The 22,135-nt window shown below is 63.9% G+C and carries 16 protein-coding genes; 6 read left to right on the top strand and 10 right to left on the bottom strand.

Annotation, left to right across the window (positions count from 1 at the left end; translation table 11 throughout):
• Nucleotides 1–286: 286 nt before the first annotated feature.
• Nucleotides 287–1,501 (top strand): glutathione S-transferase family protein, encoded by a 1,215-nt coding sequence (locus RBA95_RS02495; protein ID WP_306015222.1) that lies wholly within the window; start codon nt 287–289, stop codon nt 1,499–1,501.
• 16 nt (nt 1,502–1,517) lie between these two features.
• Here the strand turns inward: RBA95_RS02495 and RBA95_RS02500 are convergent, their stop codons facing one another.
• The 5 genes from RBA95_RS02500 to RBA95_RS02520 all read right to left on the bottom strand — a co-directional run bounded on the left by RBA95_RS02500 (nt 1,518) and on the right by RBA95_RS02520 (nt 6,555).
• Entirely contained in the window at nt 1,518–2,249 is a 732-nt protein-coding gene (locus RBA95_RS02500) for a proteasome-type protease (RefSeq protein WP_306015223.1), read from the bottom strand.
• Between the two features lie 36 nt (nt 2,250–2,285).
• Nucleotides 2,286–3,086, bottom strand: coding sequence for a transglutaminase family protein (locus tag RBA95_RS02505; RefSeq protein WP_306015224.1), 801 nt, complete (start codon nt 3,084–3,086; stop codon nt 2,286–2,288).
• 3 nt (nt 3,087–3,089) lie between these two features.
• Complete coding sequence (locus RBA95_RS02510; protein ID WP_306015225.1) at nt 3,090–4,031, bottom strand: alpha-E domain-containing protein; 942 nt, start codon at nt 4,029–4,031, stop codon at nt 3,090–3,092.
• A 4-nt stretch (nt 4,032–4,035) separates the two neighbouring features.
• Nucleotides 4,036–5,379 (bottom strand): circularly permuted type 2 ATP-grasp protein, encoded by a 1,344-nt coding sequence (locus RBA95_RS02515; RefSeq protein ID WP_371933577.1) that lies wholly within the window; start codon nt 5,377–5,379, stop codon nt 4,036–4,038.
• Between the two features lie 243 nt (nt 5,380–5,622).
• On the bottom strand, nt 5,623–6,555 hold the full coding sequence (locus RBA95_RS02520) for a glutaminase (RefSeq protein ID WP_306015227.1): 933 nt from the start codon (nt 6,553–6,555) through the stop codon (nt 5,623–5,625).
• A gap of 180 nt (nt 6,556–6,735) precedes the next feature.
• On the opposite strand from RBA95_RS02520, the gene RBA95_RS02525 reads away from it, so the two are divergent.
• The 5 genes from RBA95_RS02525 (at nt 6,736) to RBA95_RS02545 (ending at nt 15,528) form a co-directional block, all read left to right on the top strand.
• Nucleotides 6,736–7,848, top strand: a complete 1,113-nt coding sequence (locus RBA95_RS02525; protein WP_306015228.1) for an efflux RND transporter periplasmic adaptor subunit — start codon at nt 6,736–6,738, stop codon at nt 7,846–7,848.
• Nucleotides 7,845–10,967: an efflux RND transporter permease subunit gene (locus RBA95_RS02530; protein WP_306015229.1), complete on the top strand. Its 3,123-nt coding sequence runs from the start codon at nt 7,845–7,847 to the stop codon at nt 10,965–10,967. Before RBA95_RS02525 ends, RBA95_RS02530 begins: the two co-directional genes overlap by 4 nt.
• 5 nt (nt 10,968–10,972) lie before the next feature.
• Nucleotides 10,973–12,340, top strand: coding sequence for an efflux transporter outer membrane subunit (locus tag RBA95_RS02535; RefSeq protein WP_306015230.1), 1,368 nt, complete (start codon nt 10,973–10,975; stop codon nt 12,338–12,340).
• Between the two features lie 96 nt (nt 12,341–12,436).
• Nucleotides 12,437–13,807 (top strand): M20/M25/M40 family metallo-hydrolase, encoded by a 1,371-nt coding sequence (locus RBA95_RS02540; protein ID WP_306015231.1) that lies wholly within the window; start codon nt 12,437–12,439, stop codon nt 13,805–13,807.
• A gap of 125 nt (nt 13,808–13,932) precedes the next feature.
• Complete coding sequence (locus tag RBA95_RS02545; protein ID WP_306015232.1) at nt 13,933–15,528, top strand: ABC-F family ATP-binding cassette domain-containing protein; 1,596 nt, start codon at nt 13,933–13,935, stop codon at nt 15,526–15,528.
• Here RBA95_RS02545 and RBA95_RS02550 read toward each other — a convergent pair.
• From RBA95_RS02550 to RBA95_RS02570, 5 genes are all read right to left on the bottom strand, one after another.
• Entirely contained in the window at nt 15,525–16,823 is a 1,299-nt protein-coding gene (locus tag RBA95_RS02550) for an MFS transporter (protein ID WP_306015233.1), read from the bottom strand. The two genes, RBA95_RS02545 and RBA95_RS02550, sit on opposite strands and share 4 nt — an antisense overlap.
• A 71-nt stretch (nt 16,824–16,894) precedes the next feature.
• Complete coding sequence (locus RBA95_RS02555) at nt 16,895–17,197, bottom strand: hypothetical protein (RefSeq protein WP_306015234.1); 303 nt, start codon at nt 17,195–17,197, stop codon at nt 16,895–16,897.
• 80 nt (nt 17,198–17,277) lie between these two features.
• Complete coding sequence (locus RBA95_RS02560; protein WP_306015235.1) at nt 17,278–19,767, bottom strand: zinc-dependent metalloprotease; 2,490 nt, start codon at nt 19,765–19,767, stop codon at nt 17,278–17,280.
• Nucleotides 19,768–19,998: 231 nt separating this feature from the next.
• A complete protein-coding gene (locus RBA95_RS02565; protein WP_306015236.1) occupies nt 19,999–20,484 on the bottom strand; it encodes a YHS domain-containing (seleno)protein in 486 nt (161 codons plus the stop codon).
• Nucleotides 20,485–20,637: 153 nt separating this feature from the next.
• On the bottom strand, nt 20,638–22,059 hold the full coding sequence (locus RBA95_RS02570; RefSeq protein WP_306015237.1) for an NAD(P)/FAD-dependent oxidoreductase: 1,422 nt from the start codon (nt 22,057–22,059) through the stop codon (nt 20,638–20,640).
• Between the last annotated feature and the right edge of the window lie 76 nt (nt 22,060–22,135).

Genomic DNA, 22,135 nt, shown 5'->3' on the forward strand with positions numbered 1-22,135 from the left:
GGCCCCGATTGAAATCTGGCAGGCAAGCAACAAGAGCCGGTACGAACTGTCGTGCACAAGAATACAACAATGCGAGCTTAAGTGTCTGTTTAGGTGGGGTTTCAGGGGGTTTATCTCGTCTCACACTCTCTCCCTCCCCCTAGATTTTCCTGTCATCAAAGTCTGTCTGGCTGTTCCGCGATTTGCGCCGCGGCTGATCCGATCGGGGGCGAGGGCGTCGTCGCGCCAAGGAACGGATTCGCCCACGTATCGTTATTCCTCCAGACCACACTGGAAGGTTCACGACATGGCTTTGACGTACACGCTTATCGGAACGCCGTTTTCCGCCGCCACGGTGAAGGCGCGCCTGTTCTTGCGCTGGGCGAACCTGCCGATGACGGAAAAACCCGCCACGCTGAATGTGGTGCAGACCTACATCAAACCCAGGCTGAAAAGCGTCGCGACGCCGGTCATCGTGTGTTCGGATCAGCATGCCTATACCGATACGCGGCTGCTGCTGGACAGCTTGCGCCGTGACCATGCCGCCCGGACCGTGCATCCCGACACGCCCGCTCAGCGCTTCGCCAGCGACCTTCTGGAAGCGTGGTCGGATTCACGCTTCTCTCGACAGGCGGACTACCTGTTCTGGGTGTGCGAACGCGAGCAGGCGGAAGCGCGTCTGACCCGGTTTCTCGAGACCGATACGCCAGCCGATCTCGCAGCGCGGCAAGCCCGCCTTGTCGTGGCGCAGCTCAACCAGCATTTCTCCAAGCGGGGCCTTGATGAGCAGGTGGCGGACAGTGTGAAAGCCCAGCTGCAGGCATCGCTTGAACGTCTGGACAAGGCGCTGGGCGACAGCCCGTTCCTGTTTGGCGAGCGGCCGGCCATGGCCGAGTTCAGCCTGGCGGGCGCCCTGCAGGTGATCTCCACAACGCAAGCGGGCTCGGACATGCTGGACAAACACCCGCGCTTGAAGACCTGGCGCACCCGTCTGAGCGGGATTGATGGTCTGGCGCAGGGCGCGCATCGCAAGGCGAGCTCGAGCCCCTCGGCCTTCATGCAGCTGATGCGTCATGTGGCGCAGGATTTCGTGCCGCAAGCGCTCGACAGCGCCACGGCCGTCTCGGATTGGGCCGAGGCCAATCCCGGCGCCCGGGCGCTACCCGACCAGATTACGCTGGGCGGTATTCGCCATCACGCTTCGCGCCGCAAATCGGTCGCCAATGCGGTCTGGTCGCCGCGCGACGCTTACTGGCTGTCCCGGCTGGGCGATCTGGCGCGTCCCAGGAACGGGATCGAGAACGCCGAGCAATATCGCCTGCTCAAGACGATTGGCCTGTTGCCCATGCGTGAGTTCACGCCGCCCAGAGAGATCGTCGCCCAGAATTACAGGCTGGAACTGACCCTGCGCGACGTGAAATCCGACGCCAATCACAGCTCCCTGCATGCGGTGGAGAACGCTCTTCTGGCCGTGCGGCAATCCTCGTCCGATATCGCGGAACTCACCGCCATACACGTCTAGGCGCGATAGCCTCTGATCAGAACGTGTAGTCGGGCAACGCCTTGATGGATTCGCGGATGGATTCCGACCAGGCTTCGGCCAGGCTCTGGAAATAGGCGTCATCACTGGTGATGCGGCGCTCGCGCCCCAGGGTGAGGCTGTCAGTCTCATAGGTCAGCAGATCAAGCGGCATGCCCACCGACAGATTGGCGCGCAGCGTGGACTCAAACGACAGCATGAGCAGTTTCACGCAGTCGGTGAATTGCATCTGCGGATCATAGCCGCGGATCAGGATCGGCCGGCCGTACTTGGTTTCGCCAATCTGGAAATAAGGCGTCTCATCAGACGCTTCGATGAAATTGCCTTCGGGATAGACCAGAAACAGGCGCGGCTCCGAGCCGGCGATCTGCCCGCCCACGGTGATGGTCGCACTGAATGGGGAATCCGCCGCCGGTCCGTGACCCGATTGCGCCGCCACAACCTCCTTGAGGGTGTCGCCGACCAATTTGGCGACCTGGAACATGGTCGGGACTTCGAGAATGCCCGGATTGCGGTCCGATGGGGCTTTCATGCGCTCATCGAGCAGGCTGATCACCGCCTGGGTCGTCGCCAGATTGCCGGCCGTCTGAAGTACGATGACCCGCTCGCCGGGCGTCGACCAGGTGAACATCTTCTTGAAAGTCGAGACATTATCCACACCCGCATTGGTGCGCGTGTCCGACATGAAGACCAGGCCCTTATTGATGCGCATGCCAACGCAATAGGTCATGTTGATTCGGTTCCTGCGTGCAGACTGTGTTCTGCGTTACTGCTGAACCTGTAGGCTGACAATCATGAATTCTTCGCTTCCCCCATAGACGAAACCGGCAATGGGGGCGGCCTGCATGGAATCGAGCCCGGTGGCGATCCGGACATATTTTTCGTCCGGAGAGATCTGGTTGGAGACGTCAAACCCGACCCAACCCAGCCCGTCCACATGCACTTCCGCCCAGGCATGACTGGCTTCCTGTTCGGTGCGGTCCGTCATCAAGAGGTATCCGCTGACATAGCGGGCGGGAAAGCCGAGCGCCCGGGCGATGGCGATGAAGATCTGGGCGTGGTCCTGGCAGACGCCGCTGCCGGTGCTGACGGCGATCTCGGCGGTCGTACCCACATGGGTGGTGTTGGTGTCATAGCTGACACGCTCGGCGATGAAGCCCAGCAAGGCGTGCAGGCGCGCAATGGGGTCGGTCTCGCCGGGCTGAAATTCCGCGATCATTTGCGACAGGTCCGGGCCCGGTCGGGTCCGGTCAGTCTGAGACAGGTAATGCCAGAGCGGGACATGGCCGGTATGGGGGCCGAACACGCCGGATGTGTTCTGGGTCTCCACCTCGCCCGTGCTGGTGATCTCAACGAACTCGGTGTTGCGTTCCACGCTGAGCAGGCTCACCTCATTGCCGTGCTGATCGGTGAAGCTGGCTTCAGCCGTCGCGCCGCCCAGATCCAGCGACCAGTCGATGACGGTTTGGGTGGGCCCTGATTGCGGCGTCAGCCGGATCTGTTGCAGCGCATAGGGCACCGGGTGGCTGTATTCGTATCGTGTCTTGTGGCTGATCTTCAGGCGCATGGGCTACTCGTTAAATCTGAAGTCGATTTCGATCTGGCGGCCGATGGCGTTGTTCTTGATCAGGAACTCGCCCAGAAATTCGTGAAGGCCGCTTTTGAAGATCGAGCCGATCTCTTCCGCCTGAAGCGATTCAAGCAGCGGCCGCGCCAGGTCCAGCGCCTTGTTGGGCTGGCCGTACATCCGCGACAAATCCTCCAGTATGCGGGTGCTGTCCGAGCAGCAGTACAGCAGCGAGCGGGGCAGTTGCTGGTTGAAGATCAGGAATTCGGCGATCTTGCTGGGCGAGGACTCCCCGCCATACAGCAGGTTGAATGCACGCGCCGCCGAGGCCGATCGCAAGATGGTCTCCCATTGCACATTGTCGAGCGAGGAGCCCACGGCGGCCGATGACGGCAGCAGCACGAAATACTTCACGTCCAGAATGCGGGCCGTATTGTCGGCGCGCTCGATCCGGGTGCCGAGCCGGGCGAACAGGAACACGTCATTGCGCAGGGCCGTGCCGTGCCAGGCGCCGCGCACCAGCGCACTCGACTTGCGAATAGCGCCCAGCACATTGGGCAGCTCGCTCATCTCGACGGGTTTGGCGAGCAATTCCTGCAAGGCCAGCCAGGCTTCGTTGGTGCTTTCCCAGACTTCCCGCGTCAGCGCCGTCCGCACCGAACGCGCATTGGTCCGGGCCGCCTTGAAGACGCACAGGACGCTGGCGGGATTGTCGGGGTCGCGCAGCAGGAAATCGATGACGTTTTCGGCGTTGAAAACCTTATGGCGCTCCTTGAAGGCGGGTTCGCATCCCGCGGTCCGGACAATGGAGGCCCATTCGTTCTGGCCCGACGCCTGACGGGTCAGGGCCATCCGGAACCCCGTCTCGATCAGCCGGGCGGTGTTCTCGCTGCGTTCAAGCTGGCGGAACATCCAGAACAGGCCGTTTGCGGTTGATCCCAGCATGGGCCTAGTCCTCCAGTATCCAGGTGTCTTTCGTGCCGCCGCCCTGGCTGGAATTGACCACCAGGGAGCCTTCCTTCATGGCCACGCGGGTCAGCCCGCCCGGCGTGATGTCGACCCCGTTGGGCGAGACGAGCACGAAGGGGCGCAAATCCACATGGCGGGGCGCCAGCCCGGCCTCGGTCAGGATCGGCACGGTCGACAGGGCCAGGGTCGGCTGGGCGATATAGCCCTCGGGCTTGGCCTTGAGCTTGTCGCGGAAGGCCGCGATCTCCTTGGCGCTGGCCGCCGGCCCGACCAGCATGCCGTACCCGCCCGAGCCATGCACTTCCTTGACGACCAGCTCCTCAAGATTGTCGAGCACATAGGCGAGGGAGTCCGGCTCCGAACAGCGCCAGGTCGGCACATTGTTCAGCAAGGGGCTGGACCCGGTGTAGAACTCGACAATGTCAGGCATGTACGAGTACAGCGCCTTGTCGTCGGAAATGCCGGTGCCTGGCGCGTTGGCGATGGTGATGCCGCCGGCGCGATAGATGTCGAAAATGCCCGGCACGCCGAGCATGGACTCCGGATTGAAGTTCAGCGGGTCGAGATAGTCGTCATCGACCCGGCGATAGATGACATCGATCGGGGTGTAGCCTCGCGTGGTGCGCATGGTCACCCGGCCATCCACCACCCGCAGGTCATGGCCCTCCACCAGCTCCACGCCCATCTGGTCGGCCAGGAAGGCGTGTTCGTAATAGGCGGAATTGTGGATGCCTGGCGTCAGCACGGCGATGACCGGCTGGCCCTTGCACGCGGGCGGCGCGCATTGGGACAGCGAGCGTCGCAGATTGCGCGGATAATCGCTGATCGAGGCGACATTTATGTTGGAGAACAATTCGGGGAACATGTGCAGCATGGTTTCCCGGTTCTCCAGCATGTAGGAGACGCCCGACGGCGTGCGCGCATTGTCCTCCAGGACATAGAACTCATCCTTGCCCGTCCGGACGAGATCGACCCCGACGATATGAGTGTAGACGCCGCCGCCGGGCTCCACCCCCATCATCTGGGGCAGGAAGGCTTCGTTATTGGCGATCAGGCTTTGCGGAAGCCGACCCGCCTTCAGGATTTCCTGGTCATGGTAGATGTCGTGAAGAAAGGCGTTGAGCGCGACGACGCGCTGCTCGATGCCCTTGGACAGTCGGGCCCATTCCTTGGCCGAGATGATCCGGGGCACCTGATCGAAGGGGATAAGGCGTTCGTCAGCTTTTTCTTCGGAGTAGACATTGAAGGTGATGCCGGTTCTTCGGAAGAACTCATCGGCTTCCTGTGACTTGTCCCTCAGTGAATCGAGGTTCCGGCTCTTCATCCATTTGACGTAATCTTCGTAGGGTTCGCGGGCCTTGCCGTCGTCAGACTGAAGTTCATTGAAAAACACAGCATATCCTTCGAAGTGAAAACGCGTGGAGAGACCTAAGTATTTTTATTATTTGTTCTGACGGAGATTTTCCCCGTCACATGAGATTAACAGATTTTAAATTGATATGACTAGGACGCATAATATTTTTATTGGTTGCACCGGGCTCGCGGCCCATGCGCCTTGTCGCTGTCTTCAAAACACAGAGAGATTGGTCTCGTGAGAGAAGACTTCCAGCGCCCGTGTGCCCGCCAGGGAGTTGCCCAGCTCATCAAGCTCGGGCGACCAGACACAAATCGAGTAATGGCCCGGAATAACGGCTGCGATGCCCCCGCCCACCCCGGATTTGGCGGGAATGCCCACGCGATAGGCGAAATTTCCCACACCGTCATAAAGCCCGCAGGTCAGGAGCAGGGAATTGATCCGCTTGGCGCGCAGGGCCGGCATGAGCGTCTGGCCGGTCAGGGGATGCTGACCCGCTGCCGCCAAAGGCAGAAAGGCCCGGGCGACATCCCGACAGGTCATGGCGATGGAACACTGCCGGTAATAGGCGGCCAGGGTGTCATCCACGTCTGCGACCAGATTGCCCTGACTTTTCAGTAGGTGGGCGATCGCGGCATTGCGATGGCCGCTTTCCTCTTCGGAATCCGCCACTTCCTCATCGATATAGATGTCGTCGCAATTGGCGTATTTGCGCACCAGGCTCAGGATCTGCAGGACAGGACTGACGAAATGGCTGGTGATGACATCGGTGACGACGATCGCCCCGGCATTGATGAAGGGGTTACGCGGCAATCCCCGTTCGGATTCCAGCTGGACGAGCGAATTGAAGGCGTTGCCGGACGGTTCGCGCCCCACGCGCTCCCAGACGCTGGCGGCGCCGGGTGATTGCAGGGCGAGGGCCAGGGTGAAGACCTTGGAAATGCTCTGGATGGAAAAGGAGGTGTCGCTCTGACCGACCGTGAACTCGGTCCCGTCCACGCCGCAGACGGCCATGCCGAACTGGTCGGGGTTGATGCGGGCGAGGGCGGGTATGTAATCGGCCACATGCCCCTGGCCGATCAGCTTTTGAGCCTCTTGTGCGCATTCGTCCAAAATCGATGAAAGATCATGGTCCGCGTGTGTCATGCCCTGGGCATCCATGCTGGAGCGGGTTTGAGACTATGAGCGGTAGTCGATCTTGCCGGTTCTAACAACATGGCGCGTGGGCCGGTCGATCAGCGAGAAGGCTCATGCGTCGGCCTGGCGTCAGACTTTTCGCGGGCGCCCCTGTGATCCGCTGGCGTTAATGTTACGTAGGGGAGTGCCATGAAGCATTCACTGATCCCGCTTGCGCTCGCAGCATGCGTCGTTTCCGCATGTTCTGATGGCACCGCCTCCCAGTCGCGCCCGGATGCGGCGCGCTCTGAGCGAAGTGTGGGCGTCATCGCCCAGGAAGTCGTGGTGGAACGCGAGGCCGAGCGGATCGAAGCGCTCGGCACGGCGCGCGCCATGGCCAGCGCCACCATTTATTCTGAAGCCGCCGGTGAGGTGGAAAGCGTTGAATTCAGCGCTGGCGACCGTGTGCAAGCGGGCGATGTGCTGATCCGGCTGGAAGCCGACGAGCAGCGACTGGATTTGCGCCTAGCTCAGGTGGCCGTGCGTGAAGCGGAACAATTGCTGGCGCGCTATCGCCGGATTGAAGATACGGGCGCGGTGTCTGACAGCCAGATCGATGAGGCGGTCACCGCGCTCGAGGCGGCCCAGATCGAGGTGGAGCAGGCTGAAGTCGAGCTGGCGCGCCGCATTGTACGCGCCCCGTTCGACGGCTTTGTCGGCTTGACCGATATCGATGCCGGAGCCCGGGTGACGACCACCACCGTGATCACTGAGCTTGATGATCGCACCGCGCTCTATGTGGACTTCAATCCGCCTGAACAGGTGTTCGGTCGGATCGAGGTCGGCGATGTGGTCAGCGCCCAGCCCTTCGCCGGCGCGGACCGCGCCTATGACGCCGAAGTCATCAATGTGGACAGCCGCATTGATCCGACCGCCCGGACGTTCACCGTGCGGGCGCGCCTGGAAAATCGCGATGACCAATTGCGTCCGGGCATGAGCTTTTCGGTCCAGTTCGAACTGCTTTCCGATGCCTGGCCGGTCGTGCCCGAAGCCGCGATCAGCTGGGGCAGCGACGGCGCCTATGTCTGGATCATCCGCGAAGGGCGCGCCTTGCAGGAACCGATCACGCTGGTTCAGCGCCGGCAGGGCACGGTTCTGGTCAATGGCGCCTTCGGTGCAGGCGACCTCGTCGTGGCCGAAGGCGTGCAGCGCATGCGTGAGGGCGCGCCGGTTGAGCTGATTGAAACCCGTCAGGCGCAAGTCACCTCGCCGGTGGCCGCCTGGCCGTCCGGGGATGCGGTTCAGGAGGCGGATGCGCAATGACACCGCCCGGATCCGATCTCCCGGCGCTCGCCGTTAAACGCCCCATCCTGGCGGTGGTGCTCAACCTGCTCGTGGTGATCGCCGGACTGGCCGCCCTGCTGGCAGTGGAAGTGCGCGAGCTGCCCGATGTGGACCGTCCGATCGCCACCGTGCGCGCGGTGCTGCCGGGCGCTGCGCCTGAAACCGTGGACGCCGAAGTCACAAGCGTTCTGGAAGGGGCGGCGGCCCGGGTCAGCGGGGTTCGGGAGATCCGGTCTTCCAGTGAAGAGAACAGCGCGCGCATCCGTGTCGAGTTCAATCCCGGCGTGGATCTGGACAACGCCGCCTCGGACCTGCGCGAAGCGGTCAGCCAGGTCAGCCGGCGTCTGCCCGATCGGGTCGAACAGGTCAGCGTGGTCAAGGCCGATGATGACGCCGAAGCGATTGTCAGTCTGGCGGTGGTCAGCGACGTCTATGACCAGCAAGAGCTGACGCGCTTGATCGAGAACGACATCGTGCCCGAGCTGACCGCCATTGACGGCGTGGCGACGGTGAACCTGTCCGGTGATCGGGGCCAGCAATTGCGCGTGGTCATCGATCCCATCCGTCTGAGCCGGTTCGGCCTGACCGTGGGTGATGTGGCCGACGCCCTGCGCCAGGCCCCGTTTGACGTGCCGGTGGGCAGTTTCCGGTCAACGGACCAGCAGCTGATTGTGCGCGCAGAGGCCACCGCGGCGACCCCTGTACGGGTCAAGGCGGTGATCATCCAGGACCAGACACGTGTGGGCGATGTGGCCGAAGCCTTCTTCGCCCCGGCCGACGCCACCAGCTTCACCCGGCTTGATGGCCGGGACGTGATCGGCATCGGGGTCATTCGCCAGGCCCGGTCCAACACGATCAATATTTCCGACGCGGTGCAGGAGCGCGTGGCGCAGCTCAATGACCGTTTTGATGATCTGGAGATCACGGTCACGTCTGACGAGGCCGAATTCATCCGCGAATCCGTCCAGGAAGTGCTTCTGACCCTCACCATCACGGTGCTCATCGTGGTGGGCGTGATCTGGCTGTTCCTGGGCAAGTTCCGGGCAACGCTGATCCCGTCCGCGGCCATCCCGGCAGCTCTTGTGGGCGCGATTGCGGGGCTGTGGCTCTTTGGTTTCTCGATCAACATCCTCACCTTGCTGGCGCTGGTGCTGGCCACCGGGTTGATCGTGGACGACGCCATTGTCGTGCTTGAGAACATTCACCGCCTCCAGTCCAAGGGCGTGGGACGCCGCGCCGCCGCCGTCATCGGCTCGCGCCAGGTGTTCTTCGCCGTGGTTGCCACAACGGCGGTGCTGGTGGCGGTCTTTGTGCCGATCTCCTTCCTGCCGTCCACGGCGGGCCGCTTGTTCCGCGAGTTCGGCTTCCTGCTCGCACTCGCCGTGATCATTTCATCCTTCGTCGCTCTGACGGTCGTGCCCGCGTTCGCGGCGCGCCTCGACCTGACCTCCGGTGATGACAAGACCGGCCCGATCCGGCGCGCTGGCGGCGTCTTCTCACGCACCTATGCACGCTTGATCCGCAAGGCGCTGGATCATCCCTGGGCTACTACCGGGATTTGCGTTCTGGCCGCAGGCGGCGCGGTCTTCGCCGCCATGGGTCTCGATCGTGAGCTGACCCCGGAAGAGGATCGCGGGGTGGTCTATGTCTGGGCGGGCGGGCCGGATGGCGTCGGTCTTGATTACATGGACCGACAGGCGGACCGCATCGAAGCCATTCTCCAGCCCTATATCGAGAGCGGCGAGATTGAATCCCTGCTCACCGTGGTGGGGCGCTGGGACCCGAACCGCATCTTCATCACCGCGCCGCTCGCGCCCTATGGCGAACGCACCCGCAGCCAGTCTGAAATCGCCGCCGAGCTGCGCGGCCCGCTGTCGGAAATTCCCGGCGTGCGCGCCAGCGCCTTCGGACGCGGCGGTTTGAGCTTTGGCGGTGGCGGGGGGCAGCGCGACGGCATCGAGGTGTCCCTGACCGGGGGCGATTACCCCTCGATCTTTGAAGCCACACGCGCCCTGGCGGACCGGCTGGATGCGGAATCTCAGATCCTCGACAATCCCGAGATCAGCTATGAGCCCACCCAGCCCCAGCTTTCCATCCAGATTGATCGCCGCCGCGCGGCGGATCTGGGGGTGCCGCTGGATCAGCTCTCGGTCACGCTGCGCGCCATGGTGGATGGCGAAAACCTCGTCGATCTCAACGTCAATGACCGCGTGATACCCATTGTGCTGGAAAGCGAGACGGGCGCCGTGCAGGATCCGGCGGATCTGCGCAATCTCTATGTGCGCGCCAATTCCGGCGAGTTGATCCCGCTTTCAGCGCTGACCACCATTGTGGAAGAGGGCGTAGCGGCCGAGCTTGATCGCACCGAACAGCGCCGGGCCATCGAGCTTGAAGCCGACATTGTCGGCGGTGCGACCATCGCCGAAGCGGCCGAGGAAATGCGTCGCCTGGCCGATGAGACGCTGCCTGACGACATCGAGCTATTGTTTGAAGGCGAGGCGGAAACCCTGAACCAGGCGACCCGGGATCTGATCCTGACCTATGTCTTCGCGCTGGTGATCGTCTTCCTGGTGCTCGCGGCGCAGTTTGAAAGCCTGACCGGCCCGCTCGTGGTCATGCTCACCGTGCCCTTCGCCCTGGCGGCGGCGGTCTATGCGCTCTTCTTTACGGGTACATCGCTCAATATCTTCTCCCAGATCGGGCTGGTCATGCTGATCGGTCTGATGGCGAAGAACGGCATTCTGGTGGTGGAATTCGCCGATCAGCTGCGCGCCGAAGGCAAGTCCGTCCGGGCGGCGATCGAGGAAGCCGCGATCATTCGCCTGCGTCCGATCGCCATGACCCTGATCTCGACGGTTCTGGGCGCCTTGCCGCTGATCCTCGCCACGGGCGCCGGGGCTCAGGCCCGGGTTTCCATTGGCTGGACCGTGTTTGGCGGGCTGGGGCTGGCTGCGGCCTTCACCCTGTTCCTGACCCCGGTGGTCTATCTGGGACTGGCGCGGTTCGGCTCGCCACGCGCGGCGGCGGAAGCCCGGCTGGCGTCCGAGCTCGACGCGGCGGACGCCATAGTGCTCAGCGACAACGGACCGGCGGAATGATGCAAATGTCCCGTGCCCTTCTGGCGGCAGCGACGCTGGCCCTGCCTGGCTGCATGGCCGGCCCGGACTATGCGCCGCCGCAGACGCCGGAGCCCGAGCAATTCTCACGCCCGCTTGAACACGATGCGTCCCGACCCGCCGAGGCAGCCTGGTGGTCCGGTTTCGAAGATCCCACGCTCGCCACGGTGGTGAATGAGGCGCTGGCCGCCAATCTCGACATCGCCCAAGCCGCCCAGCGACTGATCGCCACCGAAGCCCTTCTGGGCGCGGCGCGTTCGGACTTTCTCCCCACGGTGGATGGCGGGCTGTCCTTTACGGCGCGCAGCTCCGGCGCCGACAGTGCTTCAGCCTCGCTCTCCTTCTCTCAGGTGCTGGACATCAATGGGCGCTTGCGTCGCGCTGAGGACCGGGCCCAGGCTCAGGTGCTGGCCAGCACGTATGAGCTTGAGGATTTGCGCCGCCTGACTGCCGCCTCCGCAGCGACGCTCTATGTCCAGCTGCGGCGCGCCCGTTCGCGCCTGGCGCTTCTGGACGCGTCGCTCGACCTGCAACAGCGCACGCTCGACATTGTTCAAAGTCGGGCCGAAGCAGGCCTGTCGGCTGATCTGGATGTTCGCCGTGCGGCGGCGGATCTGGCGCGGACACGGGCGCAACGCGGCGCCTTGCAGCTTCAGGAAACCCGCGCGCTCAATGGCCTCGCCGTACTTCTGGGCCGGTCGCCGGGCCAGCCGATCGCCTTTCTCGAAGATATCGGCTCGCGGCAGAGCGATGCGCTTGAGCTGGGCTATGGGGCCGCGATTGATATCGGCGCGCCCGCCGCGCTGATCCAGCGGCGGCCCGATCTGCGCGCCGCCGAGGCGCGCCTCGTCGCAGCGACGGCGAATATCGGGGTTCAGGCCGCCGAGCTTTATCCCTCCCTGCGCTTGCCCGGCGCCGTCAGCACCGATCTTGATGAGGGATTGTCGACGGACCTGACCGCCAGCCTCAGTGCGGTGCTGGATATTCCGCTGTTTGATTTTGGGCGCCGACAGGCCGAGCTGACCGCCGCCGAGGCTCAGGCGGCTGAAGCTGCGCTCGCCTATCAGAATGTGGTTCTTGGGGCGCTGGAAGAGGTTGAAACGGGGCTCGTCGCCATCGAGAGCGTGCAGGCGCGTCTCGATGATCTGGGGATCGCCGTGGTCGAGGGCGAACGCGCCTATGACCAGCTCAACGCGCTCTATCGGGAAGGGCTGGCGAGCTTCATCGACGTTCTGGACGCGCAACGCACCCTGATCGGCAACCGCGAAGCGCTGGTGGATACCCAGGCGGATCTGGCGCTCGCCGTGATCGACCTCAATGTCGCGCTGGCGGCGCCGACCGGGCCGGGCGCGTAAGCCTCGCCTCACGCTGTCGCCTTGGCGGAGCTGGCTCCGCAGTCTAGCTTGCGCGTCGACTGAGTCCGAACGGGCCAGAACAGGGGAGTTTTCGGTATGCGGATTATTGTCAGCATGGTCCTGGCCGCCGGCCTGACCGGGGCGGCGAGCGCGCAGGTCGCGCCGCCATCTGAAGTGTTGGACGTGCATGATCATGTGGCCGCAGTGTCGGCGGAGCGGATCGAGCAGGACATCACCACATTGGTCAGCTTCGGCACACGTCATACGGCGTCCGAAACCGAGAGCGACACGCGCGGCATCGGCGCGGCGCGGCGATGGATCTATGACGAGTTCGAGCGCATTTCCGCAGAGTGCGGCGGCTGCCTTGAGGTCATGTATGTCTCCGAAACCATCAGCGGCGAGCGTCGTATTCCCGATCCGGTCGACGTGGTTTCGGTCATCGCCATTCAGCGCGGCACGCTCGATCCGGACCGGATGGTGGTGATGTCGGGCGATATCGACAGCCGGGCCTCCGATGTCATGGACGCCGAGATCGATGCGCCGGGCGCCAATGACAACGCGTCCGGCGTGGCCGGCGTGCTTGAAGCCGCGCGCGTCCTGACCCAGGACGAGTTCGCCGGCTCGATCATGTATGCGGCCCTCGCCGGTGAAGAGCAGGGCCTGTTCGGCGGACGCATCGTGGCCGATTACGCGCTTGAACAGGGCTGGCGGCTCAAGGCGGTCATCAACAATGACATGATCGGCAATAGCGCCGGCATTGATGGCGTGGTGAACAACAGCACCGCGCGGGTCTTTTCCGAAGGCACGCGCGCGACGGAGACGCCCGAGGAAGCGCGCATCCGCCGCTTCACCGGCGGCGAAGTGGATTCCCCGTCGCGCAATCTGGCGCGCTTCATTGACCGCACCGCAGACCAGTATGTGCCCAACCTTGATGTGATGATGGTCTACCGTCTCGACCGGTTCGGGCGCGGCGGCCACCATCGTCCGTTCAATGAGGCGGGCATGCCGGGCGTGCGGATCATGGAGACCCATGAAGACTATAACCGCCAGCATCAGGATATCCGGGTCGAGGACGGCATCGAGTATGGCGATGTGCTCGAAGCGGTGGATTTTGACTATGCCGCCAAGCTGACCGGGCTCAATGTCGCCACCCTCGCCCAGCTGGCGGGCGCGCCGCCCTTCCCCGCGGAGGTGAGCATTTCCGGCGCCGTCCAGCCGTCCACCACGCTCAGCTGGGCCCGGCCCGAGGGCGAACAAGCGGACAATCTGATGGGGTATCGCATCTACTGGCGTCTTACCGATGCGCCGCAATGGACCCATAGCCGCTATGTGGGCGATGTGACCGAATACACGCTCGAGAACATCGTGATCGACAATTACTATTTCGGCGTCTCGTCCGTGGCGCCGGACGGCTCGGAAAGCCCGGTGGTCTTCCCTGGCCCGGCCGGCTCCTTCGGCGGCTATTAAGGCGACTGGCCCATCAGCTGTGAACAGGAAAGGCCTGCCGCTCCCGGCGGGCTTTTTCATGGGCGATTGCTGCACCTGCAGCGTGTTTTCATTGCGTCGCGCGCGATGAGGGTTACACCCCCCTGATGCTTACGATCTCAAATCTCGACTACCGCATCGGCGCCCGCTCGCTGTTTGAAAACGCCTCGGCGCAAATCTCCAGCGGCTGGAAGGTCGGTCTGGTGGGGCGCAACGGCACGGGCAAGTCCACCTTGCTGCGGCTGATCCGAGAGGAGATCGACCAGCCTTCGCCCGACTCCCCGATCCGTTTGATCAAGGGTGCGCGTATGGGCTGGGTGGCGCAGGAGGTGGAGGCGTCTGACGATACGATCCTCGATGTGGTTCTCGCCACCGATGAGGAACGCCATGCCCTGATGCAGGAGGCGGAGACCGCCACCGATCCTGACCGCATTGGCGAGATACACATGCGGCTCGCCGATATCGACGCCTGGTCCGCCGAAGCGCGGGCCGCCGAGGTTCTGATGGGTCTGGGATTTACGGACGCAGACCTGTATCGGCCCACGCGGGAGTTCTCGGGCGGCTGGCGCATGCGCGCGGCCATCGCCGGCGTGCTGTTTTCCGAACCGGACCTGTTGCTGCTCGATGAGCCGACCAACTATCTCGACCTCGAGGGCGCGGCCTGGCTTGAGAGCTATCTGAAGAAATATCCTCACACCGTCCTGATCGTCAGCCACGACCGGGAAATGCTGAACCGCTGCGTCACCCATACGCTGGCGCTCGAACACCAACAGCTTACCATCTCGCCGGGCGGCTATGACGCCTGGCTGAAGCTGCGCGCCGCCAAGACCGCGCTTCTGGAAAGCCAGCGCGCCAAGCAGGAAGCCGATCGCGCGCACCTTCAGGCCTTCATTGATCGCTTCGGCGCCAAGGCGTCCAAGGCCAGCCAGGCCCAGTCGCGGGTGAAGCGGCTTGAAAAGATGCAGGAAATCACCATTCCCATCGCCGAGCGGACAACGCCGTTCTCTTTCCCCAGCTCGGCGGACACGTTGTCTCCGCCGCTCTTGCAATTGCGCGATGCTGATGTGGGCTATGGCGAGGATGCGGTGATCCTCAAGGGCGTCGACCTGCGGCTCGATCCCGAAGACCGGATCGCCATTGTCGGCGCCAACGGTCAGGGCAAGACCACCTTGGTCAAGTCCATCGCCGAACGCCTGCCGCTCCTGTCCGGGGATCGCACCGCGCCGCGCGCCTTGCGGATCGGGTATTTCTCGCAAGATCAGATGGATGAACTGCGCGAGGGCGAGACCGTCCTGCAGCACGTTCAGGACGCCCTGCCCCAGGGGTCGCCGGAATCCAAGCAGCGCGCCGCGGCCGCCGCCATGGGCTTTCCCCATGAGAAGGTCGGCACCAAGATCGAGAAGCTGTCAGGCGGCGAGAAGGTGCGCTTGCTGCTGGGACTGATGGCGATGGAGAAGCCGCACGTGCTCATCCTCGACGAACCCACCTCGCACCTGGATATCGATAGCCGGGAGGCGCTGGTCTACGCGCTCAACGACTATAAGGGCGCCGTGATCCTCATCACCCACGATGTCTATCTGGCCGAGGGCACGGCCGATCAGCTCTGGCTGGTCAATCAGGGGCGCGCCAGCCGCTATGACGGCGATCTCAACGACTACCGCAAGCTGATCCTCCAGGCGGACCGGGGCACGATCAAGGTCTAGGGCGCGCTTGCCTGGGTCTGCTCCTCGGCCTCTCCGGCTTCTTCCACGGCGGTTTCCGCCCAGTATTCGCCGGCGGAGATCGCCGCCGGGGCCATGAGATAATCCTCGGTGCTGTCCGGCGCTTCGCGGCGGGTGATGCGGTAGACGGCATAGGCGCTGAGCGCCAGGCAGAGCGCGATGAGATAATAGGCGAACCCGTTGGTGCCGAACGCGCCCATCAGGACGCCCGTGCCCAGCGGACCCAGCATGGCGCCTCCGCCATAGACCATGACCAGTGCGCTGGAGGCCGGGGTCATCTGGTCCACATCCAGCCAGTCATGGGTGTGCGCCATCGACAGCGGGTAGAGGGTCATGGTCAGCCCGCCGGCCAGAAAGCCCGCCAGGGTCAGGGCCAGCAAGCCCTGTTCGGCGGCCATGGGCATCATCGCCGCGATCACTGCGGCGGTGGCTGCGACGCCCGCAATGACATAGCGGCGATCGGTCGTGTCAGACAGCCGCCCGATGGGCCATTGCAGGACTGCGCCGCCCACCAGGCAGGCGGCCATGAACAGCGACACGCCGCCCACTTCAAAGCCCAGTCGGCGCGCATACACCGCGCCCATGCCCAGAATGATGCCGTTGGCGACGCCGGCGCAGAAGCTGCCGGTCAGGCCCAGAGGGGAGATCGAGAACAGCTTGCGCAGGGTCAGGCGTTCCACATCCAGGGTGAAGTGGGGCTGCGGGGCGGAGCTCAGCAGGATCGGCACCAGGGCGCCTGAAATGATGATCGACGAGAAGACATAGAGCGTCAGGCTCGAGGTCGAGGCGACGTTCAGAAGGCCCTGGCCGACGGCGAGGCTGCCATGGGTGATGATCATGTAGATGGCCAGCAAGGCGCCGCGATAGGTGTTCGAGCTCTCCCGGTTGAGCCAGCTTTCGGCCACCACGTAGAGACCAGCGAAGCTGAAGCCGGTGAGAAAGCGCATGCCCGCCCAGACCCAGGGGTCGATGATCAGGCCGTGCACGAGAATGGCGATGGAGCCCAGCGAGGCGAGCGCCGCGAAGGTTCGCACATGGCCTACCCGGCCGATCAGGCGTTCAGCGCCTGCAGATCCGGCGAAGAAACCCGCGAAATAGGCGGTCATGACCAGACCGGTCAGGGCCGAGGAGAAGCCTGAATCTTCCGCCACCACGCCCAGAAGCGTGCCCTGCAGGCCATTGCCCGCCAGCAGCAGCGCAATACCCAGCAAGAGCGCCCACAATTGCAGGACGGAATGGAAGAGGCTGCGCTCGCTCGGGGTTTCGGTGAGGCTCATGGCTGAACTCCTTCGCCACAGAACCGCGCGTGTGCCGCAATCCGGCGCGCCGCGTCAATCACGAACACGGGCTAGGGTTTCCCATTGGGAACAGAGACGATCCAGACGCCGTCCACCTGATCGACCAGGTGTCCGCCCAGCGCGCGCGCCTTGGCGCGGTCCGGGCAGCCGACAAGGTCAGCCGTATGATCGAGATAATTGCTGGTGGCGGCGGTTTCGCCCAGGCGTCGGCAGGGCGCGCCAGACACGGGATAGCCGTCCCCGAAGGCGCCGACCGAGGCTGGAAAGACAAAAGCGTGCGAGTTTGAAGATGCTGCGCAGCCGCCCAGTAACAGAACAAGCACCCCTGTCAGGGCGAAAGTCGGATTAGGCATGGCGAACCCTTTCTGGCGTCACCCGCGCGAACCTGATCAGTCTGACCGTGGTTCGCGCGGGAGAGCAAGAGGTGACGGGTTCAGTTCAGGCCCAGACGCGCCCCGCTGTCACAGTGAAAACAGCCATCCGCACCGATCGGGCTGCCGGGCGGGATGTCGGTGTTGGGGACAGACACCGTCCGGCCTTCATCAATGGCGGTCAGACCCGCCCCGATCATGGCGGACAGGGCCGTGGCCTGATCCGGACCGATAGACGAGCGACGACCGGACAGCTCGGCTTGCAAACCGTCGAGCCGATGCCGGGCGAGGCGCGCCGCGCTGGGCGTCGTGCTGGCCGCTGTGGTGAGCAGCTGGCTCACATATTCGCTCTGCAGCGCTTGCCGGATGGGGCGCAGCCGGGCGGCTTCATCACGCGGGGCGTCAAACAGAACCGCTTCAATGCGTTCGAAGACTGTCTCGGGCGCCAACCCGTTCGCGTGGCGGGCGCTTTGTTCCTCCATGCGCGCCATACGCGCGGGCGCCAGCATGGCGTCAAGCGTGATCCGGCCCGCGGCCGCGGCGGCGTTCGCCCGGCTGAAGGCCGGATACTGATCGCTTTCAAACTGTTCGCGCCGCGCGATCGGATCATAATCAGCAAAGGGCGAAGGCGTCAGAAGCTGCAAGGTCTCATCGGCGATGTCGAGCATGCCGGGCTCAAGGGTTGCAGCGAGCGCATCCAGGGCGGCGCGCTGACGGGCCGGATCGTAATCGGTGACGCCTTCCACGCCGGGACCGTTGATTTCATAGGCGAACAGGACCCCGCCCAGCGCCTTGGCGGCGGCTTCCACCTGGTAGCGGTGATACAGATAGATCGGCGGGAAGACGTTGCGGATCTCGCTGAGCGGCAGGCCTTGCGCCATCACGTCGGTTCCGAACCGCTCGAGAGCCGCCTCGCGCACGACCAGCGTGTCATTGAGCATGGCCACCGGGTCCGCGCCATTGTCCCAGAGATTGGCCAGCGGGTGGCCCGAATTGTTGCCGCGGGCGTGCCGGTCGGAAATGTACAAGAGGCCATCCGCACGCGCCTGTTGGAGAATGGCGGCGAGGCCCGCCTGCTCGGAGGCCTCATCCGGATATTGCGAATACAGCCAGGCGATGGAGGCGATGTCCCATTCCCCGATGCCCACATCATAGGCCTGAGAGGAGTCAAACCCGGTCTCCTGGTCAAAACGGATGAGCGGGGCGGGGTAATCCATCACCGAGGCGCGATCATTGGTGCTGGCCGCGAAGTTGTGCATCAGGCCCAGCGTATGACCGATTTCGTGGGCGGAGAGCTGCCGCACGCGCGCGAGCGCCAGCTCCAGCGGGTCGTCCGCTGCGCCCGTGCCGGTCTGCTCGACCCCCATCAGGCCTTCGAAGATGCGGCGATCCTGACGGACGCGCTGACTGCCCAGGATCACATGACCTTTCAGGATCTCGCCCGTGCGCGGATCGACGACCGAGGCGCCATAGGACCAGCCGCGGGTCTGACGGTGCACCCACTGGATGGCATTGTAGCGTGAATCGAGGGGGTGAACGCCTTCGGGCAGACGCTCCACGCGATAGGCGTCTTCAAAGCCGGCCGCTTCAAACGCTTCGGCCCACCAGTTGCCGCCTTCGATCAGGGCTTGCTGGATCAGTTCGGGCGCGCCGCGATCCACGTAATAGACGATGGGTTCGATCACCGGGCCAGACGGCGCGGACGGGTCCGCCCGCTCCAGGCGATGGCGCTGGGCGTAGCCGCGTTGCAGCGGGGCGTCCAGCGGGGTCGCCATATCATAGCGCGTCATCTCGAAGGCGCCGCTGCGCGGGTCAGAGGCGCGGGTCTCATATCCGGCTTCAGGCAAAGCGATGAAGGAGTGGTGTACAGTCAGGGTCACCGCTTCGGGATAGGGCGCAGTCGCACGCACTTCCGCGCCGGGGTCGCTGGCTGTCAGGGTCAGCAGTGCATCGATCTCGATATTCTCGGGAAAGCTCAGAAGGCTCTCGGCCAGCGGAGCGCTGCGTTCGGTATCGACCGAGAAACCGCCTTGCCCCGCACTGCTCAATCGGCCTGCTGCATCAATGGGATCGCGTTTGAGAAAGCCGGACAGGTCGATGAGAATTTCGCCATTGGCCCGTTCAGCCAGGATGTCGGTGCGCCAGATGACGGAGCGGGCAAAGGATTGGGCCGTGGCCGCCTGTTCATCCGCGCCCGCGCCCAGGGCGGCATAGCGCGTGTTTTCGAACTCCGCGAAGACAGCGTCGCCAACGCGCGAAAAGCGCAGGATCCAGGTGTCGGTCCCAAGACCCCGGTCCAGTCCCACAGGGTTGGAGCCCAGCCCGGAAGTCAGGCGCGCGGTATAGATCATCCGGCCCAGACTGCCGTCGTCCGAGGGGGAGAGCGCCGCCAGTACCTGCCCTTTGGACGCATCGGGATAGAGGGCGATCAGGCCCTCTTTCCGCTCAAGCCCCTCCACGCTTTCCGCGAAGCTCGCAGTGTCCTGGGACAATGCCTGGGCGCCGGACAGGCTCAGGCACAGCGCCAAAGCGCCGGTGATCACTCTCATCATGGTCTTGCTCCCCTTGGCGCGTGTCGCGCTCTTGGGGAAGGCTAGCCAGACGGGCCCGATTTGAACAGGGGCGGACGCGCCGAGGTCTGGTTTTATGACGTTTGAGCGATGGCTCGCCTGGCTGAGGAACGGAGGTGTAAGCAGAAACCGGGCGGCCGCTTGGCGACCGCCCGATCTGGCGTCCGGGCAAGGGGAGGGGAAACCTTGCCCTGTCAGGGATGGGGGAGGCCCCTACAGGTCGGACGCGGCAGTATGTTCGATCTCGGTCCAGTTGCGCTCGGCGCTCGCCAGGGTGCCGGCTTCGTCATTGAGGAAGTTGCGCAGGATTTCCTCGTTCACGAAGACATAGAGCTGGCCGTCGCGCACGGCGGAGAACCGCGGATCACCATCCAGCTTCTTGCCCAGCGCGACGCCGACGGCGCAGAAGCCGCCATAGGCGGGGATGTATTGCTCGGGATTGCGACGGAAGGTGCGCAGATTGGCGCGGCTGGCGAAGTAATAGGCGACGCCCTCATGCACGGCGGCGAACTCGGCCGTGCCGTCAAGGCGAATGCCGGTCTCGATCAGCGCGACCGGGTCCGAGCCATGAAGGCCCAGCGGCGCCCCGGCCAGGGTATAGCCCGTGGACACATTGTTCTCGTCTTCCGCCAGAGCGGCCGGAGCGGTGAAAGCGACCAGCACGAGGCCGATCAGAGCAGTGGAAATCAGGGTCTTCATGGTCTCTCTCCTGAGCACGCGCCGGGGGGAAGCGCGCGGGATGTGAAGGTCGCAACGCCTTCGGTCAGCTCAGGTAGGAGAGACGAAATAAGCGCCTGTCTGTAGACGGAATTCTCCCTAAAGGATTGTACGGTCGGGGGTGTCCCCTATGGCTCAGCCGGTCGCCGCTGCGCCTTCATCGAGCGATTTCATATACTCGAACAGCTTGCCGACCGCTGCCGGAGCGGTTTTGCGCATGGACTGGAGAAGCTCTGTTTTTTCAACATCCTCCGGTCCGATCTCGCTCAGAAGTTTGCTGAAACCGTCCAGCCGGTTTTCCCGCAGCCACGCGCGCAGCTCCGGGATCTGGCTCCAATTGTACTGGTTCATCATGTAGGCGGCGGTGAAGCGGATGAAGTCGGTATCGTGATTGGGCAGGGGCACGACGGCGCACAGCCGGTTCTGCTCGGCTTCATCATCAAAGGCGGCTTCGATATGAGCGATGAAGGCGGCGCTGAACACCGGCTGGTAGGACCGAACCATCTGCAGCACCAGAATGTCGCCCTGGAAGACCGGAGCGATGGCGTCATTGACCACGGCTCGCGCCGAACAATCGACCAGAACGGTGTCGGGCGTGATGGCGATTTCGCCTTGATCAAGGGTCACCGTGTCTGTCGTGATGGTCTTGACCCGGCCCTTGCGGACGATGTTGCGGACCTGGCGCAGCGCCGCGACCTCATCGCGCGAAACAGTCGCGCCATGGAACATGGACGGGCGCACATCCGGATCGATGCGCAGGAAATACCCGGCCGCCTCCAGCCGGTCGAACATGTCCTCGATGCTGGTGGAGTTCGCGATCGCCTCGAACTGACGCGCCTGGGCGCCGATGGTGTCAAAGAAGAAGTCCGGCCCGGTCTGGGTGTTGCGCCGGTCGAGCAACCAGCCGTCGCGCGGCATGATCCAGGTGATCAGGTCGGGGTCCACCCGGTGCTCCAGCAACCACAGAACCGTGTCGATGGCTGTCTTGCCCGCCCCGATGATCACGAACCCATCGGGCTTGCGCTGGATCTTCGGCAGGTCATTGGGTGGCATGAACCAGGCGTCGGCGGAGACGGTGAATTTTGGCGTGTGCGTGGAGGGCACAGAGGTTTTCAGATAAGTGGCGTCCACCGTCTTGCGCCGGGCCGTCACCTCGAAGACCTCCCCGCTCAGCACATGCTCGAACCGGCCTTCGCCCAGATACCGGCACATCGGGAAGAACCGCACCCGGCCTGAAGGCAGGAAGGTGTGGTTCATCACCTGCTGATAATAGGCCAGCACCTCATCGCCGCTGGCGAGATCGCCCATGCCCTTGTTCAGGCCGACCTTGTCGGTCTCGCCCCGGCTCAGCTCCTTAGAGGAGACGCCATAAAAGCTCGAGGGCTGGTGCAAGGTGACGAAGGGGTAGGCGTGGTTCCAGTGTCCGCCCGGCTTGGCGTTCTGATCGACGATGATGATGTCCGCATCGGTCTCGGTCAGGATGACGTCGGTGAAGGCCATGCCCATGGCGCCGCCGCCAATGACCAGATAATCAGTCTCAAGATGTGTGATCGCCATGAGTCGCCTCCCCGCGACGGCCCGCCCGATATTGGAGGTTCGGGTTGAGCCTGATCATAACAGTGTTATACAAATG

This window comes from Oceanicaulis sp. MMSF_3324 (assembly GCF_030733545.1).
In the GTDB taxonomy this organism is placed as follows: Bacteria; Pseudomonadota; Alphaproteobacteria; order Caulobacterales; family Maricaulaceae; genus Oceanicaulis.